Source organism: Nocardia sp. NPDC050713 (assembly GCF_040654315.1).
GTDB lineage: Bacteria > Actinomycetota > Actinomycetes > Mycobacteriales > Mycobacteriaceae > Nocardia.
Genome location: NZ_JBFAHS010000019.1, coordinates 1 through 16277, shown reverse-complemented (window position 1 = coordinate 16277; position 16277 = coordinate 1). Strand labels below are relative to the sequence as shown.

The window sequence follows — 16277 nt, the reverse complement described above, 5'->3', positions numbered from 1 at the left end:
CGGCTGGCATAGTTTGTGCGCGGGTCCGCCCGCGCGGCGCCGGAGGCCGCACCCGACGTCCGACAACCGTTCAGGGGTACTTGGTGAGTCAAAGCCTCATCTATCGCAACCGCGCCGTGTACGAGCTGCTGATGCGCGGGCTGTACGGCCGCCACTACGCGGCCAGGTACAGCGCGATCGCCGGGCTGGTGCCCGACGGCGCCGAGGTGGTCGACGTCTGCTGCGGGCCTGCGACGCTGTACACCCGCTACCTGCGCGCCAAGTCGGTCGACTACACCGGGCTCGACCTCAACGAGGGTTTCGTCGCAGGCGTCGCCCGCGCGGGCGGTCGCGGACTGGTCTGGAACATGCGCTCCGACACTCCGCTGCCGGAGGCGGACTACGTCATCATGCAGGCCAGCCTCTACCACTTCCTACCCGAACCGGGTCCGGTGCTGGACCGGATGCTCGCGGCCGCGAGCAAGGCCGTGATCGTCGCCGAACCCGTCCGCAACCTCGCGACCAGCCGCAACCGGATCCTGGCCACCGTCGGTCGACGATTCACCAACGCGGGCGACGGCCGCCAGGCGCACCGGTTCACCGAGGCGACCCTGGACGAGTTCTTCGGCCGCTACGAGCCGCGGATCGCCCAGCGCTCGCTGATCGCGGGCGGCCGCGAGAAGTTGTACGTGCTGTCCGCCTGAGACCGTCGACCGAAAGGCGCTGTGCCGGAAGTCGAGGTGACGGCAGCGCGGGCGGATCAGACGGTGAAGGCGGTGACCGCCTCGATCACCCTGGCCACCTGCTCGTCGCGCAGATCCGGCCAGAGCGGAAGGCGCACAACGGTTCCGGAGAACTCCGCGCTGCGCACGCAGGGCCGCGGCGTGCGGCCGAGCTTCAGACCCGCCGGGCTGGAGTCCAACGGCACGTAGTGGAACGGAGCCGAGATGCCGAGACTCCCGAGGTGCGCGATCAGGTCGTCGCGGCGCTGCTCGGTGGGCGTGCGCAGGTAGTACAGGTGCGCGGTGTGCGCGCGATCCTCGGGCACGGTCATGAGCCGGACGTCGTTGCGCGCCGCCCAGTCCGCCAGCCCCGCGGCGTAGGCGTCCCACACCCGATGCCTGCCGGACTGGATCGTGTCGAACTCGTCGAGCTGCGCGTCGAGCACCGCGGCGTTCAGCTCGCTCGGCAGGTAGCTGGAACCGATGTCCTGCCAGGAGTACTTGTCCACCGCGCCGCGCAGGAAGCGGGCACGGTCGGTGCCCTTCTCCCGGATGATCTCCGCACGCGCCATCAGGATCTCGTCGGTGAGCAGCAGCGCGCCGCCCTCGCCGCAGTGCACGTTCTTGGTGTCGTGGAAGCTGAGCGTGCCGAGCGTGCCGATGGTGCCGAGCGGGCGTCCGCGCCAGCGGCCGCCGAGCCCGTGCGCGTTGTCCTCCACTACGGCGAAGCCGTGCTGGGCGGCGAGCGCGAGCAGCCCTTCCATGTCGGCGGCCACACCGCCGTAGTGGATGACCACCACGGCCTTGGTGCGCTCGGTGACCGAGGCGGCCACCGATTCCGGATCCAGGTTGCCCGAGGCGGGGTCGATGTCGGCGAAGACGCAAGTCGCCCCACGCAGCGCCATCGAGGTGGCCGTCGAGGTGAACGCGAAGCTCGGCACGATCACTTCGTCCTCGGGGCCGAGCTCGAGCAGCAGACCCGCCATTTCCAGCGCCGAGGTGCACGAGGTGGTCAGCAGCGCGTGCGGCGCGGCGGTGATGGCCTTGAGCTTCGCGGTGGCCGACGCGGTGAACTGCCCGTCGCCATGGCTGTGGTCGGAGGCCAGCACGGCCTCCAGATTGGCCAGTTCCCGGCGCGCCCGGAACGGGCGGCTGAAGATGACGCGGTCAGTGCTCAACCCGGTCGGTCCCCCTGCTCGTGGTGGTGGTCAGTTCCCGCGCGTCTCGCGGGCGCGGCGTCGGTGAGTCGACGGTGAGGTACAGCGGTTTGCCCACCAGGATGTGCAGGGCGACGCCGAGGTATTCGGCGATGAGGCCCAGCGAGAACAGGATCGCGCCGGAACACAGCAGCAGCACCACGATCGTGGAGGCCCAGCCCTCCGGCGCCCAGCCGTCCGTGGTCAGCGCCTCGTACACGACGACGGCGGCCATCACCACACCGGCCAGCGCCAGCGTCACGCCGAGCATGCTGACCAGGCGCAGGCCGCGTGTTCCGCTGCACAGCACCATCTTCCAGAACAGCGAGAACAGCCTGCGGTAGTTGTAGCCGGACTCCTCGCGGCCCTCGGCGCGCAGCACCACCGGCTCCTGGACGACCTTGCCGACCACCCAGGTCAGCGCCACGTCGAGGTACACGCCGTTGGAGGCGACCTCGGCGAGCTGGCGGCCGATGTCGCCGCGGATCAGCCGGTAGCTCTCGAACCTGGTCGAATCGGGGAAGGCGAACAGCGTCGCCAGCACGATCTTGGCCCCGCGCGAGGTCAGATTGCGCAGGAACCCGTGCGGGCGGGTGTTGGTCGGCTTGGAGTAGACCAGGTCCGCGCGTCCGGTGAGCGCCGCGTCGAGGAACGCGCCGATGAAGCGCGGATCGTGCTGACCGTCCTCGTCCATGGTGACGATCCAGTCGCCGTGCGCGGCCGACATTCCGGCGATGGTGGCGGCGTCCTGACCGAAATTGCGGCTCAGCCAGACGGTGCGCACCTCGGGGTAGGTCTGCTCGAGCTCCTGCAGGACGACATCGGAGCGATCGGGCCCGTTGTCGTGCACGAGGATGATTTCCTCGACCGTGAACGCGATACCGCCCGGCGTCTCGGCGCCCGCGGTGAGCGCGTGCAGCTCGGCGACCAGTCCGCCGATGGTGTTCTCACCCCGATACACCGGCACCACAACGGAAATGCCGTGCGGCCGGTCGACGCCGGGACGTCCGTTCGCGACGGGGTCGGAGCGGTACGGGCGAGCGGAGGGAATCGGCATCAGCTGGATCAACTTTCGATGACGGTGCGTGCCGGTACTGCCCGCTGGACAGCGGGCCCCGAGCCGCGGTGAACTCTAGCACGGTGCGAACAAGGCCTTCCGTTGCAGTTCATCAGACCATCATCAACACCTCGGCGGCCGATGCCAAGCGCTGCCTTGGGCTGTAGGGTCTGGAACTCGTGACCGACAGTGCAGTACTCGACTCGCGGCCGCACTCGCGACGGGACGTCCATCGCTGGGCCGCCATCACCGTGATCGGGGTGATCGCGGGATACGCGGCGGTGCTGCTCGCCAATGTCCGGCATTACTTCACCGACGACACCGAATCCCAGTACACCGCGCTGTGGGTGGGTCTCGGCCGCGCGCTGCGCGACGGCCAATTCCCGGTGATGGTCCCGGAACAGTGGATGTCGGGCAACAACACGATGGACGACGCGGGCCTGTTCAATCCGCCGCAGTTGCTGATCGATCTGATCGCGCCCTCGGTGGACAACGTGGCGGTGTACGCGACCGTCGTCAAACTGATCTTCTCCATTGTCGCCGCGACCGGCGTCTACCGGATCTGCCTGGTCTACGGCGCGCGCCCGGCCTGGTCGGCGGTGGCCGGTATCGCGTTCCCGCTGTCCGGTTTCTTCCTTTTCTTCGATCAGGCCAGCTGGATGACCGCGCTCACCGGCACCGCCTGGTTGGTGCACGCGTGGGCGTCGTCGGTGCGCTACACCCGCGGGCTGGGCGGGCCGATTCCGGTCTTCGTCTTCCTGTACCTGACGATCTCCACGCAGTACATCTTCCCGGCCGTGGAGGCGGCGCTGATGCTGCTGGCGGTGGCGGTCGGCGAGCTTGTGTACCAACGAAAGTGGCAGCCCGTCGCGCGGCTGACGGCCGTCTCGCTGTGCGCCGGACTGGCCGGACTGCTGACCTTCCTGCCCAGCATGCTCTCGGCCAAGGTGACCTGGCGCGGCACCGCGCAGATCAACAACGACCAGTTCCTGACCGTGCCGTGGTCGGAATCGCTCAACGCCAGCCTGCCCAGTTCGCTGCCCGCCTTCACCTCTTGGTGGGGCTACGTGCAGCCGATGCCGCTGACCTACATCGCGTGGTTCCTGATCCCGGCGCTGGCGTTCGTCGACTGGAAGCGGGCCCGTGAGTCGTGGCGCGAGCTGAGCGCCGTCGCGCTGTTCGCCATGATCATGCTGATGTGGACCGCGGGACCGGGCTCGATCGGTCCGCTGCGCTGGCCGGTGCGTGTACTGCCGATGCTGGCCATCGGTCTGCTGGTGCTGGTGTGCGTCCTGCTCGGCCGCTACGGGACATTCCAGAACTGGAAGAACCGCGGTCTCGCGGCCGGTGTGCTGATCCTGGCGCTGTGGGTGCGGTCCTTCTCGGCCGACCCGCACCACGCGCTCCGGCACGTGGTCGCCGCGCTCGCCATCGCGGCGGTGGGCGCCGCAGTGGTGTGGCTCGCCCGCGAGCGGGGTATCGCCGCGGCATGCGCGCTGACCATCGTCGCCATGTTCCCGATCGCCTACTTCCAGGTGAGCGCCGCCCAGCCGACGCCGATGCCGTGGAACCTGCCCGCCGACCGCACCGAGGCGATGGCGAAGTACCCCGACTTCACCGGCACCACCCTTCAGCTCGGCGAGCGCGGCCTGCTGCAACCGGCCGACCGCGACATCGACGCCGCCTACGGCTCCCTGGTCTTCGGCAACTACGCCAGGGCGCTGGAGCTGAAGTACGTCAACGGCTACACGCCCACCGGGCACTTCTACTTCGGTGAGCTGCTGTGCATGCGCTGGGACAGCAGCGTCTGCCCGGACGCCTACCGCAGGGTGTTCGCGCCGGAGCCGAGCACCGGCCGCCCGCTGGTCGACCTGATGAAGCTCGACAGGGTGGTGTTGCAGCGCGCGCTGTACCCCGACGCGCGCGACCAAGCCGCCCCCGAGGGCTGGAAGTGGGTGGACTACCCGGGCCACGAGCGCTACATCGCGGTGCTGGAGCGCGTCGACGGTCCGGCGTCCACCGTGAACGGGCGGGTCTCGGACACGAAGAACGTGACGGCCACCTCGATCGCGGAGACCGACACCACCAGCCGCGTGCGGGTGAGCTCGGAGCAGGGCGGACGCGTCGTCTTCGCCCGCCTCGGCTGGCCCGGATACCGAGTCACCCTGGACGGCAAGCAGATTCCGATCACCACCGTGGCCAAATCCTTCGTCGCGGTGGAGGTTCCCGCGGGCACGAAGGACGCCGAACTGGTGCTGACCTGGCGTCCGCCGGGCTGGAAGATCGGCATCGCGACCATGGTGGCCGGGCTCGCGGGTCTCGGCATGCTGCAGTGGATGTACGTGCGGTCGCGGCGGCGCGACGACGAGGCGGAGACCGAAGAACGGCCCGCGGGCGAGCCGGAGCGCGAGCTCGCGGACGTGGTCTCGTGAGCGCGCGCGAGGCGAACGCGTGAGCACCGACCAGGGTTCGGTCGCGACGACCGACACGGCCGCTTCGGGTCTGCTGCTGCGGCTGGTCCGGCGGCAGGAGGTCGCCTTCGCGCTGATCGGCGCGTTCAACACGGTCTTCGGCATGGCGTTGACCGTGGGCTGGCTGACCGTGCTGCCGGACGCGGGATGGGCGCCGCTCGCCGCGGTCCCGCTCGCCTACGCCCTCGGCATCACCGTCGCGTTCGTGCTGCACCGCACCCTCGTGTTCCGGGTGCGCGGCCACGTGTTGCGCGATTTCGCGGGGTTCGTGGTGGTCAACTCCGGCGGGCTCGCGCTGAACACGGCGCTGCTCTACCTGGCCGTGACGGTGCTGCACCTGCCCGCGCAGCCCTCCGCGGTGGTGGTGATGGGACTGGTGGCGGTGGCGAGTTTCTTCGGTCATCGGCACATCTCGTTCCGCCGTCGCCCGGCCGTCGAAGCGGGCGAACCGGTCGGGTAGGTTCTCGATCATGCCCGAGGAAACCGCGTTGGACGCCACCCTGCTGAGCCTGCTCGCCTGCCCGCAGGACAAGGGCCCGCTGCTGCTGGTCCGCGATGCCGCGGGCGCCGCACTGCTCTACAACCCGCGCCTGCGCCGCGCCTACCCGATCGAGAACGGGATTCCGGTGCTGCTGATCGACGAGGCGCGCGACGTCACCGAGGCCGAGCACGAGGCGTTCACCGCCTGAGCGCACGTCACGACGACGACGGGGTCGCGGGCAGTCGCCCGGGGACCGTCTCGCCGCACGGCGCGGCTTCGTTCGCGGCCGAGCCGATGTCGCCGGTCAGGTAGCGCTGTAGCGTCGGGCCGACGGCGGCGACGAGTTCCGCTATCGGCATCGAGGCCAGCGGTTCGACGCCGATGATCTTGCGCGCCACCAGCACACCCATCAGCTGCGAGGCGGCCAGAGCCACCCGCGCGCGTCCGTCGTCCTCCGGGGTGGCGATGCGCTTGCGAACCCGTTCGAGCACCACCTCCAGCACGAAGGTGCGGGCCAGCACCGGATCGCCGCCGGTGAGCAGGCCGCGCACCGCGGCGACGATGCCGGGACCGGCGGGGGAGTCCCATACGCCGACCACCGCACCGAGGATCGTCGCGCCGAGTTGGTCCATCGGCGCGTTCTCCATGACGGTCAGGATCACTTCGGGGTCGGTCGGAAGCTCGACCACCGCCCCGAACAACTGCTGTTTGGTGCCGAAGTAGTGGTGCACCAGCGCCGGATCCACTCCGGCGTCGGCGGCGACGGCCCGGATCGAGGTCTTGTCGAAGCCCGCCTCGGCGAATCGAGCGCGTGCGGCGGCGAGGATCGCCTCCCGCGCGCCGGATCGGCCCGGCCGCCGTCCCGAACGCCCTTGCCGCTCTTCGGCTTCGATCGCATCGGCACGTCCGGACTCGTCGCGTGATCGCGGCGCCGCGTCGTCCCGCGAGACGCTTTTCCCTTCCGGGCTCTTCGACGCTCGGCGTCGGGGCGCGGCCCGCCGTTTCGAGCCTGGGCTGTGCGCCGCGACGCCTTCGTCGCTCATACCTGCGCCTCGCTGGCGCTCGGCTCCGGCGTGCGCGAAGCGCGCTGCCACGTGATTCGCTCGCTCATGCGGTCCGCCTGCGTAGTGTCGCCGCACCGAGCGCGAGCGCCACCACGGCGAAGGCGGCGACGATGGCGAGATCGCGCCACATCTCCGCGGTCGCCTCTGGGTTGGTCGAAACCTGTTGCAGCGCATCGACCGCGTAGCTCAGCGGCATCAGATTGCTGATCGGTTCCAGCCAGTTCGGCAGCTGGTCGCGCGGAACGAGCAAGCCGCACAGGAAGATCTGCGGTGCGACGACGACCGGCATGAACTGCACCGCCTGAAACTCGGTGCGCGCGAACGCGCTTGCCAGCAGGCCGAGCGCGACACCGCAGATCGCGTCGACGACCGCGATCAGCACCACCCAGGCCGGGTTGCCCGCCGCCTCCAGGTCGAGCAGTCCGAACGACACCAGGCACGCGACGGTCGCCTGCGCCGCCGCGGCCAGCGAGAAGGCAGTGCCGTAGCCGCCGAGCAGGTCGAGCTTGGACAGCGGTGTGGTGAGCAGCCGTTCGAGGGTGCCCGAGGTGCGTTCGCGCTGCATGGCGATCGCGGTGATCAGGAACATCACGATGAACGGCAGGATGCCGAGCATGCTGATGCCGACCCGGTCGAACAGCGTCAGCGGCTGGTGCGGTGCGGTCGGCGCCTCGGCGTAGATGAAGTACAGCAGCGTCATCAGCAGGGCGGGGACCACCAGGATCATGGCGACGGTGCGGTGGTCGTTGCGCAGCTGGCGCAGGATGCGGGTGGTGGTCGCGGCGTACGGGCGCAGCGTCCAGCGGGCCGGGGCGATGGTGGTGGTCATGCGGCTCGTCCCATCGTGATCAGAGTGAGAAAGGCCTGTTCGAGGTTCTGCTCGCCGGTCTGTTCGCGCAGTTCGTCGGGGCTGAGCTGGGCGAGGACGTCGCCTTCGCGCATCAGCAGCAGCTTGTCGCAGTGCTCGGCCTCGTCCATGACGTGGCTGGAGACCAGCAGCGTCGTCCCATTGGCGGCCAGCTCGTGGAACTGCTTCCACAGATCCACCCGCAGGACCGGGTCGAGCCCCACGGTCGGTTCGTCCAGCACCAGCAGGTCCGGCTGGGCGACCAGCGCGCACGCCAGCGAGGCCCTGGTCAGCTGGCCGCCGGAGAGTTCGTCGCCGCGCTGGTCGGCGTGTTCGAGCAGGCCGACGGCGGCGATGGCGGTGTCGGTGTCGTCGCGATCGCGGCCGTACAGCGCGGCGTGGTAGGCGACGTTGTCGCGGACGCTGAGGTCGGGGTAGATGCTCGGCGCCTGGGTGACATAGCCGATGCGCCTGCGCAGTTCGGCGGACCCCGCGGGCAGGCCGAGCGCGGTGACCTCGCCGGACGCCACGATCTGGGTGCCGACGACGCAGCGCATCAGCGTGGTCTTGCCGCAGCCCGACGGTCCGAGCAGCCCGGTGATCGAGCCGCGCGGGATGGTCAGCGAAATGTCGTGCAGGGCTTCGCGTTTGCCGCGCCGGACGGTCAGGTTCCGGATCTCGACGGCCGGAGACGACGAGGGATGAGACATGACGGCCTCAATTCATCGAGTGTTGAATTCACTGTGTGATGAATTTACCGCCGTCGCACCCGGCGCGGCAAGGGGTCAATGCCCGTGCCGGTGCGGGGGACGTCCGGGCTCGCCGCCGGGCTCCACGACGACGAACTGCCCCATCATGCCGAGATCCTCGTGCCACAGCAGGTGGCAGTGGTACATGTATGGCGTGTCCGGATCGGCGGGGCCGTCGAAGCGCACCGCGAGCCGCACGGTCTCGTTCGGCGCGAGGAAGACGGTGTCCTTCGGCCCGGTCAAGTGCGGCGGCGGCGCGTTCTCGCCGACCGTGAGCACGCGGAACTGCACGTCGTGGATGTGGAAGTTGTGCGGCATGCCGTCGCGGTTGTGCACGATCCAGGTCTCCGTGGAACCTCGGGTGACGGCGAAATCGATGCGGTCCATCGCCATCGGCTGTCCGTTGATGCCGCTCAGGTCGAGTTCGAAGCGGCGTTCGGTCACCGAGTCGCCGCCGTCGGGCGTGGCGGCGGGCGCCAGCGTCGTGGGCAGCGCGGGGGAGGGGCGCAGAGTCGCCGCCGCGCGCAGTTCCAGCAGGTCGAACGTGTCGTCGCCGCCGTTGAAGCGCTGGGTCCAGAAGCCGAGGCCCGCGTTCAACTTGTTGCTGCGCAACACCGTTCGCTCACCGGGGCGCATGCGCACCACGATCTCCGCGCGCTCGCCCGGCGAGAGCGGCAGCTCGTGCAGGGTGGCGGGGCGTTCGAGCAGGCCGCCGTCCGTGCCGACGAGCGAGAAGGCGCGGGCGTCGTCGAAGCCGAAGGTGTAGACGCGCGCGGTGGAGGCGTTGAGCAGTCGCAGCCGGATCAGTTCGTCGCCGACCTCGCGGTAGGGGGCCAATGTGCCGTTGATCATCGTCTGCTCGCCGAGAAAGCCGACCTCCCGGAAGATCCGGTGGGTGTCCTCGAAGCGCGCGCCGCGGAAGGTCACGTCCTGCACGATGACCGGCAGGTCGTCGACGCCGTAATTCTTCGGTAGAGGCAGGGTTTCGGTCAGCTCGTCGTCCAGCAGGAACATCCCGGCCAGGCCGCGGCGCACGTGATCCTCCGTCGCGCCGTGCGGATGCGGGTGGTACCAGAGCGTCGCGGCGGGCTGGTCCACTGTCCACTGCGGCGTCCACGTCGCGCCCGCCTCGACCATCTGATGCGGGCCGCCGTCCATGGCCGCCGGGAGGTGCATGCCGTGCCAGTGCACCGTCGAGGCCTCGGGCAAGCCGTTGCGGACGCGGACCCGAACCTGTTCGCCGCGCCGGGCGCGTAGCGTCGGTCCGAGGTAGTCACCGTTGAAACCCCAGGTCTCCGTGGCCTGGCCGGGTCGGAATTCCCTACTGCCCGCACGCATGTCGAGCTCGAACAGGCGCGTCCCGTCGGGCTCGACGCGGGACTCGGCCAGCGGCGGCACCGCGAGCTCGTTGCGAAACTCCGTGCGACCGACGGTGGAGACCGCCGCGTCCACGTACACCCAGCTGACGCAGCCGCCGATCGCGGCGAGCACGACGACGACGAAGGACGCGAGAACGACGAACAACCGCCGCCATCGACGCGGGCGGGAAACCGAAGACATGCACCGACGGTAGGAATTTCACGCTCGCGGCGACATCGGGGAGCGTCCCCATTTCGACCCTGGATCCAGCCCTGAGCGGTGTGTGACACAGGTCACTTGCTTGGGTGTCACGTTCGGCGCCGGTCGTCTGTCCCATGGTCGTCACCAACCAGCGACCGTGCAACGGATCGGAGCAACCGCCATGAACACCGAACACCGCATCGTCATCCTCGGCGCGGGCTACACGGGGATGCTGGCCGCGGTGCGGCTGGCCCGCCGCACCCGCCGCCTGCCCGTGCGGATCACGCTGGTCAATCCGTCCGATCGCTTCATCGAGCGGCTGCGCATGCACCAGATCGCCGCCGGGCAGGAACTGGCCGACCACCGGATCCCCGAGATACTCGACGGCACCGGCGTCGAATTCGTCCGTGGCTGGGTCACTTCCGTAGACCCCGAGGCGCGATTGGTCACCGTCGACGGCGATCGCGTGCTGCCCTACGACGAACTCGTCTACGCGCTCGGCAGCGCCACCGACACCGACAAGGTCCCCGGGGTCGCCGAACACGCCTGGACGTTGAACGATCCGCGCACCGCACACCGGTTCGCCGGACGGCTCGCGGCGGTGGCGGCCCAGGGCGGTTCGGTCGCCGTCTGCGGTGGAGGACTCACCGGCATCGAAGCCGCCACCGAGATCGCCGAGCGGCACCCCGGTCTGCGGGTCACGTTGATCAGCACGGGCGAGCCCGGCGCGATGATGGGGGAGCGGGCCCGCGTCTACCTGCACCGCGCGCTGGACCGGCTCGCTATAACCCGCGCCACCGGCCAGTCGGTCACCAAGGTGCTGCCCGACGCCGTCGAATTGGCCGATGGCACACTGGTTCCCGCCGACCTGACGCTGTGGACCGCGGGCGTGCGGGTATCGCCCCTCGCCGCGCGGGCGGGCATCGAGACCGACGAACGCGGGCTAATCGTCGTCGATCCGACGCTGAAGTCGGTGTCGCACCCCACCATTCGCGCCATCGGCGACGCCGCCGCGGTCCGCCAGACTTGGGGCACGATCCACGGCACCTGCCAGAGCGGCATGCCGACCGCCGCCTACACCGCCGACGCCATCGCGAAAGAGCTGCGCGGCAAGCGGGTTCGGCCGTTCCGCTTCGGATACTTCCACCAGCCGGTCAGCCTCGGCCGCCGCGACGCGGTCATCCAGTTCACCAACGCCGACGACACTCCGCGCCGCTTCCACCTCACCGGACGCGCCGCGGCGCTGTACAAGGAGACCGTCAGCAGCACACCGCCGATGGCCTTCCGGCTCAGCAAGAGGATGACCGTCGCCGTGCAGCTCTCGCGCGGTGGCCGGGCGACCCGCACAAAAGACTGACCGGTTTGCCGACTCGGTCCCGCACCAAGGAGCATGGGCTGATGACAGAGGTATCCGATCCCTTCGTCGAGCACCGGCGGCTGCTGTTCGCCACCGCCTACCGGATGCTCGGCACCGTCACCGACGCGGAGGACGTCCTACAGGACGCCTGGCTGAAGTGGCACGAAGCCGATCGGTCCGAGGTGCGTCACCCCAAGTCCTACCTGGTGCGCACCGTCACCAACCTGTCGCTCAACCGGCTCACCTCGGCCACAGCCACCCGCGAGAGCTACGTGGGGCCCTGGCTGCCCGAACCCCTGCTCACCACACCCGATTTCGCGGAGCGCACCGAGTTGGCCGACACCGTCTCCACCGCCATGCTCGTGGTCCTGGAAACGCTGACTCCGATCGAGCGCGCGGTGTTCCTGCTGCGCGAGGTGTTCGGCTACAGCCACACCGAGATCGCCGAGACCCTGGACCGGCCGGAGGCCACGATCCGCCAGATCGCGCACCGCGCCCGAAACCACGTGCGGTCCCGGCGCCCGCGCTTCGACACCGACACGACCGAACGCGCGCACGTCACCGAGCAGTTCATGGCGGCCTGCGCGGGCGGCGACCTCAACGCCCTGATGGACCTGCTCGCCCCCGACGTGACGTGCTGGTCCGATGGCGGCGGCGTCGTCACCGCGGCTCGCCGTCCACTACACGGCCCCGACCACGTCGCCCGCTGGATCCTCGGCGTGCTCGCCAAACCCGAGTCGGCGGGCATCGCCCTCGAACTCGCCCATATCAACGGCGAAGTCGGCGCACTGGCCCGCAGCGGCGGCGTCCCGGTCGCGGCATTCACCTACGACCTGATCAACGGCCGCATCGAAAACCTGCGCTTCCAGGTCAACCCGGGGAAGTTGAAAGGACTGACGTTGGGCGCGTCGACGCTGGGCTGAGCGCGTAGGTTGTCGCGGGTCGACCGACTGCTGCTCGGGCCCCACGGTGCCGACTGCGTCGATGGGGGCATCCGCGTCGGTTGCACGACTCGGACCAGTGCCAGCGATCGAAGCGCGGACGGTCGGAAAACCGCGGGATTGCGTCCACTCGCTGTGGCGACATGCACTGGGTTCCGCCGGGCAGTCCCGGTGTGGCGGTGCCGGAGTGCTCGGCGGTGGCGAAGGCAGAGTGGTGCGCGGTGAGCGCGCGGCGGTCCCGGATCGGCCCGTCGTAGCGGTGCGCGCCAAGGTTCCGCTCGGCCCTGTCTCGAAGTCCGGCCGGGTGCCGGATGAGACATCGAGACAGGGCCTAGGCGAGTTCGCGGTGTGGCGGTGCGGGATGCCCCAGCGCCGACGACCTCGGCGGCGGCACCGATCGGACGGCTTGCCCGCCGTGGGCGTGCGGGATTTCCGGCCGAACGAGTGTGTAGTGCTTCCGCTGCTGTCCGGGCCGCGTTCACCGCGCGGCGGTTGACCAGTGGTTGGGCGGCTGTCGGTGCGGTCGAGGAGAATGGCCGCTGTGTCTGTCGATGATCTCGTGGTCGAACCGCCCGCCGCCGCCCGTCGCCTGCTCGGCGCAACGTTGCGGTCGGGGCCGGTGGCCGTCCGGATCGTCGAGGTCGAGGCGTACGGCGGCGATCCGGCGGGGCCGTGGCCGGACTCGGCCTCGCACTCCGGGCGCGGGCGGACCAAACGCAACGCGGTGATGTTCGGCCCCGCGGGCTTCCTCTACGTGTACCTCAGCTATGGCATGCACACCTGCATCAATGTGACCAGCGGACCCGACGGCACGGCCAGCGCGGTACTGGTCCGGGCGGGCGAGGTCGTCGAAGGATTGGATGTCGCGCGTTCCCGTCGGCCAGCGGCGCGCTCCGACAGCGACCTGGGTCGAGGGCCGGGCAATCTGGGCACTGTCCTCGGCATCACCATGGCCGACTACGGCACGCCGCTGTTCGATCCGGCCTCGCCGATCCGGCTGGAACTCGACGGCGCGGTCGACGACGCCCAGATCGCCAGCGGTCCGCGCGTCGGCGTCAGCACGGCCGCCGATCGTCCGTGGCGGTTCTGGCTGCCGTCCTCGCCCGCGGTCTCGGCGTACCGCCGCAGTCCGCGCGCGCCTCTCGCCGCCGCGGCACCCGCGGTCGTCCCCGGCGCGGGTGGACGGGTTCGGCGCGGCGGTGCGCTGAATCAGCGGACTTCGTCCGGCAGCGATTAATTGGTCGCGAGCCCGCCGTCTTATCGGTAGAACCCGCCGCGCCCGGCGCGACCGAACCGAAGGACACGGACATGACCGCCCTCACCGCCACCGCCCCGACAACCCGTCCCGGCGCCGTCCGCAACCGCATCCTGTGGACCGTGCAAATCCTGCTCGGCTTGTTCTTCGTCCTCGCTTCCGGCATCCCGAAGTTCGTCGCCCAAGCGGACGCCGTGCGGATCTTCGACGCGATCGGCTTCGGCGACTGGTTCATGTACTTCACCGGCTTGGTCGAGGTCGCGGGCGGCATCGGCCTGCTCGTCCCGCGCTTCGCCGGAGCGGCCGCCGCCGGACTGTCGATCACCATGGTCTTCGCCGCGGCCACCCAGGCGTTCGTCATGGACGCGCCTGCGTACTCCGTCTTCCCGCTTGTTCTCGCAGCGGTGTTCGCTTGGCTGGCCTTGGAGCGTCGCGAAAGCCTGATCGCACTGCGGGATCAGTTGTCCCGCTGAGCAATTCGACAATCCCCGGCGATCGACAGATGTTCCTGTCGATCGCTGGAATTGTCGTGTGGGCGGCGTAGCAGGTTCCGCCGCGAGCCCGACTCGGCAGTCGCGGATGCGTTGGGCGGGATATCGCCGGAGACGCCATGGCCGAAACGGCTGTGTTGGACAGGTGCCGAAGTCGGTGTTCGTGCCCGAGTGCGCGCGGGCGGGTCTGGATTCGGCTGTGGAGGCGCGATAGTCCTCGGTAATCCCCTGGCCCGGCCGCTCTGCGTCGCGGAGAATCGCCCCCGGTACCTGCGCATCGGCGCAGGACAGCGGTGCGGAAAGATGGGACGGCGTGAGCGGCGACATCATCGACGAACTGACCTGGCGCGGACTGATCGCGCAGTCCACCGACCTCGACGCCCTGCGCGCGGCGCTGGCCGACGGGCCGCTGACGCTGTACGCCGGTTTCGACCCGACCGCGGCGAGCCTGCACGCCGGCCACTTGGTCCCGCTGCTGGCGTTGAAGCGTTTCCAGCGAGCCGGTCACCGGCCGATCGTCCTGGCAGGCGGCGCGACCGGCCTGATCGGTGACCCGCGCGACGTCGGCGAACGCACCATGAACTCGACCGACACGGTGGCCGAGTGGGCGCAGCGCATTCGCTCCCAGCTCGAGCGGTTCGTCGACCTGGACGATTCGCCCACCGGCGCGGTCATCGCCAACAACATGGACTGGACCGGGCAGCTCACCGCCGTCGACTTCCTGCGCGACGTCGGCAAGCACTTCTCGGTCAACGTCATGCTGGCCCGCGACACCATCAAGCGCCGCCTCGACGGCGAGGGCATCTCCTACACCGAGTTCAGCTACATGCTGCTGCAAGCCAACGACTACCTGCAGCTGCGCCGCAACTACGGCTGCCGCTTGCAGGTCGGCGGCTCGGACCAGTGGGGCAACATCATCGCGGGCGTCGAGCTGAACCGCCGCGTCGACGGGGAATCGGTGCACGCGCTCACCGTGCCGCTGGTGACCTCCGCGGACGGCAAGAAGTTCGGTAAGTCCACCGGCGGCGGCAGCCTCTGGCTGGATCCGGAGATGACCAGCCCGTACGCCTGGTACCAGTACTTCGTGAACACCGCCGACGCCGACGTCGTCCGGTATCTGCGCTGGTTCACCTTCCTCACCCGCGAGGAACTCGCCGAGTTGGAGAAGGCGACCGAGGAACGTCCGCACGCCAGGGAAGCCCAGCGCAGGCTCGCCGCCGAGATGACGACGCTGGTGCACGGCGAGGAGCACACCCGCGCCGTCCAGCTGGCGAGCCAGGCCCTCTTCGGCCGCGGCGAGCTGCGCGAACTGGACGAGCCGACGCTGGCCGCCGCCCTGCGCGAGGCCGCGGTCGACGGCGAATTGGCCGAGGTCGCGCCCGGTCAGCCGGACACGATCGTCGATCTGCTCGTCGCCACCGGGCTGTCCGAGAGCCGCGGCGCCGCCCGTCGCGCGGTCAACGAGGGCGGCGCGTCGGTCAACAACCAGAAGATCGCGGACCTCGAATGGACCCCCGCCGAGGGCGACTACCTGCACGGACGCTGGTTGGTGGTGCGCAGGGGCAAGCGCAATATCGCGGGCGTCCGGCGGGCCACCGCCAGTTGATCTTGGTGTCTTGGGTCACATTCGTGTGGCCCAAGCCCGTTTTCGGCCCGATCACAAGCCCCTGACCTGCGGAATTACATCGGTGTAGTGCGGATTTGACGCCGCGTTCGTCGCCGCGTAACTTATTCAACGTCAGAGCGACACGGACACCGACCCGGAGCCGAGACGCCAAGCCGAGAGGCTGAGCGTGGACCGGGACACGAGGTAGTACGAGGAGCGCCTGACGGCCCGCAAGGACCAGGACAATCGAATGGACTTGACTCCAGACGAGAGGCCGGTTAGGCTGGGAAAGTTGCCTCTCAGAAGCACCGGGTGAGACCGGCGCGGACGGGTGTGCGCCTGTTCTTTGAGAACTCAATAGTGTGTCGATGAATGTCAGTGCCAAATTTTGAAATTTGGTTCCGGCTCTTCACCCCCCGTGTGGAGGGCTGGACATTTAAGTCAGCTAATTTCCGGCTGGCGATTGTTTTGCTAGGTTTTCGGACTCTAGTTTAGATCTGA

Annotated in this window: 15 protein-coding genes; 9 read left to right on the top strand and 6 right to left on the bottom strand. The window is 69.4% G+C overall.

What is annotated here, in order from left to right; all coding sequences use genetic code 11:
* Positions 1-83 precede the first annotated feature (83 nt).
* Entirely contained in the window at positions 84-683 is a 600-nt protein-coding gene (locus AB0H49_RS28860; protein ID WP_357255933.1) for a methionine biosynthesis protein MetW, read from the top strand.
* Positions 684-739: 56 nt separating this feature from the next.
* On the opposite strand, the gene rffA is transcribed toward AB0H49_RS28860, so the two are convergent.
* Together rffA and AB0H49_RS28850 are read right to left on the bottom strand one after the other, a co-directional pair.
* A complete protein-coding gene (rffA, locus tag AB0H49_RS28855; protein ID WP_357255931.1) occupies positions 740-1879 on the bottom strand; it encodes a dTDP-4-amino-4,6-dideoxygalactose transaminase in 1140 nt (379 codons plus the stop codon).
* Positions 1869-2954, bottom strand: coding sequence for a glycosyltransferase family 2 protein (locus AB0H49_RS28850; protein ID WP_357255929.1), 1086 nt, complete (start codon positions 2952-2954; stop codon positions 1869-1871). Before AB0H49_RS28850 ends, rffA begins: the two co-directional genes overlap by 11 nt.
* A gap of 179 nt (positions 2955-3133) precedes the next feature.
* Here AB0H49_RS28850 and AB0H49_RS28845 point away from each other — a divergent pair, with 179 nt between their 5' ends.
* Genes AB0H49_RS28845 through AB0H49_RS28835 form a run of 3 tightly spaced genes read left to right on the top strand, consistent with a single transcriptional unit; the run spans position 3134 to position 6114 of the window.
* Positions 3134-5386, top strand: coding sequence for a hypothetical protein (locus AB0H49_RS28845; protein ID WP_355003976.1), 2253 nt, complete (start codon positions 3134-3136; stop codon positions 5384-5386).
* A 19-nt stretch (positions 5387-5405) separates the two neighbouring features.
* Positions 5406-5885, top strand: coding sequence for a GtrA family protein (locus AB0H49_RS28840; protein WP_357255927.1), 480 nt, complete (start codon positions 5406-5408; stop codon positions 5883-5885).
* A gap of 10 nt (positions 5886-5895) precedes the next feature.
* Positions 5896-6114: a Trm112 family protein gene (locus AB0H49_RS28835; RefSeq protein ID WP_067793020.1), complete on the top strand. Its 219-nt coding sequence runs from the start codon at positions 5896-5898 to the stop codon at positions 6112-6114.
* A gap of 7 nt (positions 6115-6121) precedes the next feature.
* Here the strand turns inward: AB0H49_RS28835 and AB0H49_RS28830 are convergent, their stop codons facing one another.
* The 4 genes from AB0H49_RS28830 to AB0H49_RS28815 form a co-directional block, all read right to left on the bottom strand.
* Positions 6122-6799, bottom strand: a complete 678-nt coding sequence (locus AB0H49_RS28830) for a TetR family transcriptional regulator (RefSeq protein ID WP_357256118.1) — start codon at positions 6797-6799, stop codon at positions 6122-6124.
* Between the two features lie 214 nt (positions 6800-7013).
* On the bottom strand, positions 7014-7799 hold the full coding sequence (locus tag AB0H49_RS28825; protein ID WP_355003974.1) for an ABC transporter permease: 786 nt from the start codon (positions 7797-7799) through the stop codon (positions 7014-7016).
* Positions 7796-8527: an ABC transporter ATP-binding protein gene (locus AB0H49_RS28820; protein ID WP_357255925.1), complete on the bottom strand. Its 732-nt coding sequence runs from the start codon at positions 8525-8527 to the stop codon at positions 7796-7798. The genes AB0H49_RS28825 and AB0H49_RS28820 overlap by 4 nt, the downstream gene beginning before the upstream one ends.
* A gap of 75 nt (positions 8528-8602) precedes the next feature.
* A complete protein-coding gene (locus tag AB0H49_RS28815) occupies positions 8603-10126 on the bottom strand; it encodes a multicopper oxidase domain-containing protein (protein ID WP_357255923.1) in 1524 nt (507 codons plus the stop codon).
* 181 nt (positions 10127-10307) lie between these two features.
* Between AB0H49_RS28815 and AB0H49_RS28810 the strand changes: the two genes are divergently transcribed.
* From AB0H49_RS28810 to tyrS, 5 genes are all read left to right on the top strand, one after another.
* Positions 10308-11483 (top strand): FAD-dependent oxidoreductase, encoded by a 1176-nt coding sequence (locus AB0H49_RS28810; protein WP_357255921.1) that lies wholly within the window; start codon positions 10308-10310, stop codon positions 11481-11483.
* Between the two features lie 41 nt (positions 11484-11524).
* Positions 11525-12406, top strand: a complete 882-nt coding sequence (locus AB0H49_RS28805; RefSeq protein ID WP_357255919.1) for an RNA polymerase sigma-70 factor — start codon at positions 11525-11527, stop codon at positions 12404-12406.
* Between the two features lie 550 nt (positions 12407-12956).
* Positions 12957-13661: a DNA-3-methyladenine glycosylase gene (locus AB0H49_RS28800; protein WP_355003969.1), complete on the top strand. Its 705-nt coding sequence runs from the start codon at positions 12957-12959 to the stop codon at positions 13659-13661.
* Between the two features lie 71 nt (positions 13662-13732).
* Positions 13733-14152: a DoxX family protein gene (locus AB0H49_RS28795; RefSeq protein WP_357255917.1), complete on the top strand. Its 420-nt coding sequence runs from the start codon at positions 13733-13735 to the stop codon at positions 14150-14152.
* A gap of 331 nt (positions 14153-14483) precedes the next feature.
* On the top strand, positions 14484-15776 hold the full coding sequence (tyrS, locus tag AB0H49_RS28790; protein WP_357255915.1) for a tyrosine--tRNA ligase: 1293 nt from the start codon (positions 14484-14486) through the stop codon (positions 15774-15776).
* Positions 15777-16277 lie beyond the last annotated feature (501 nt).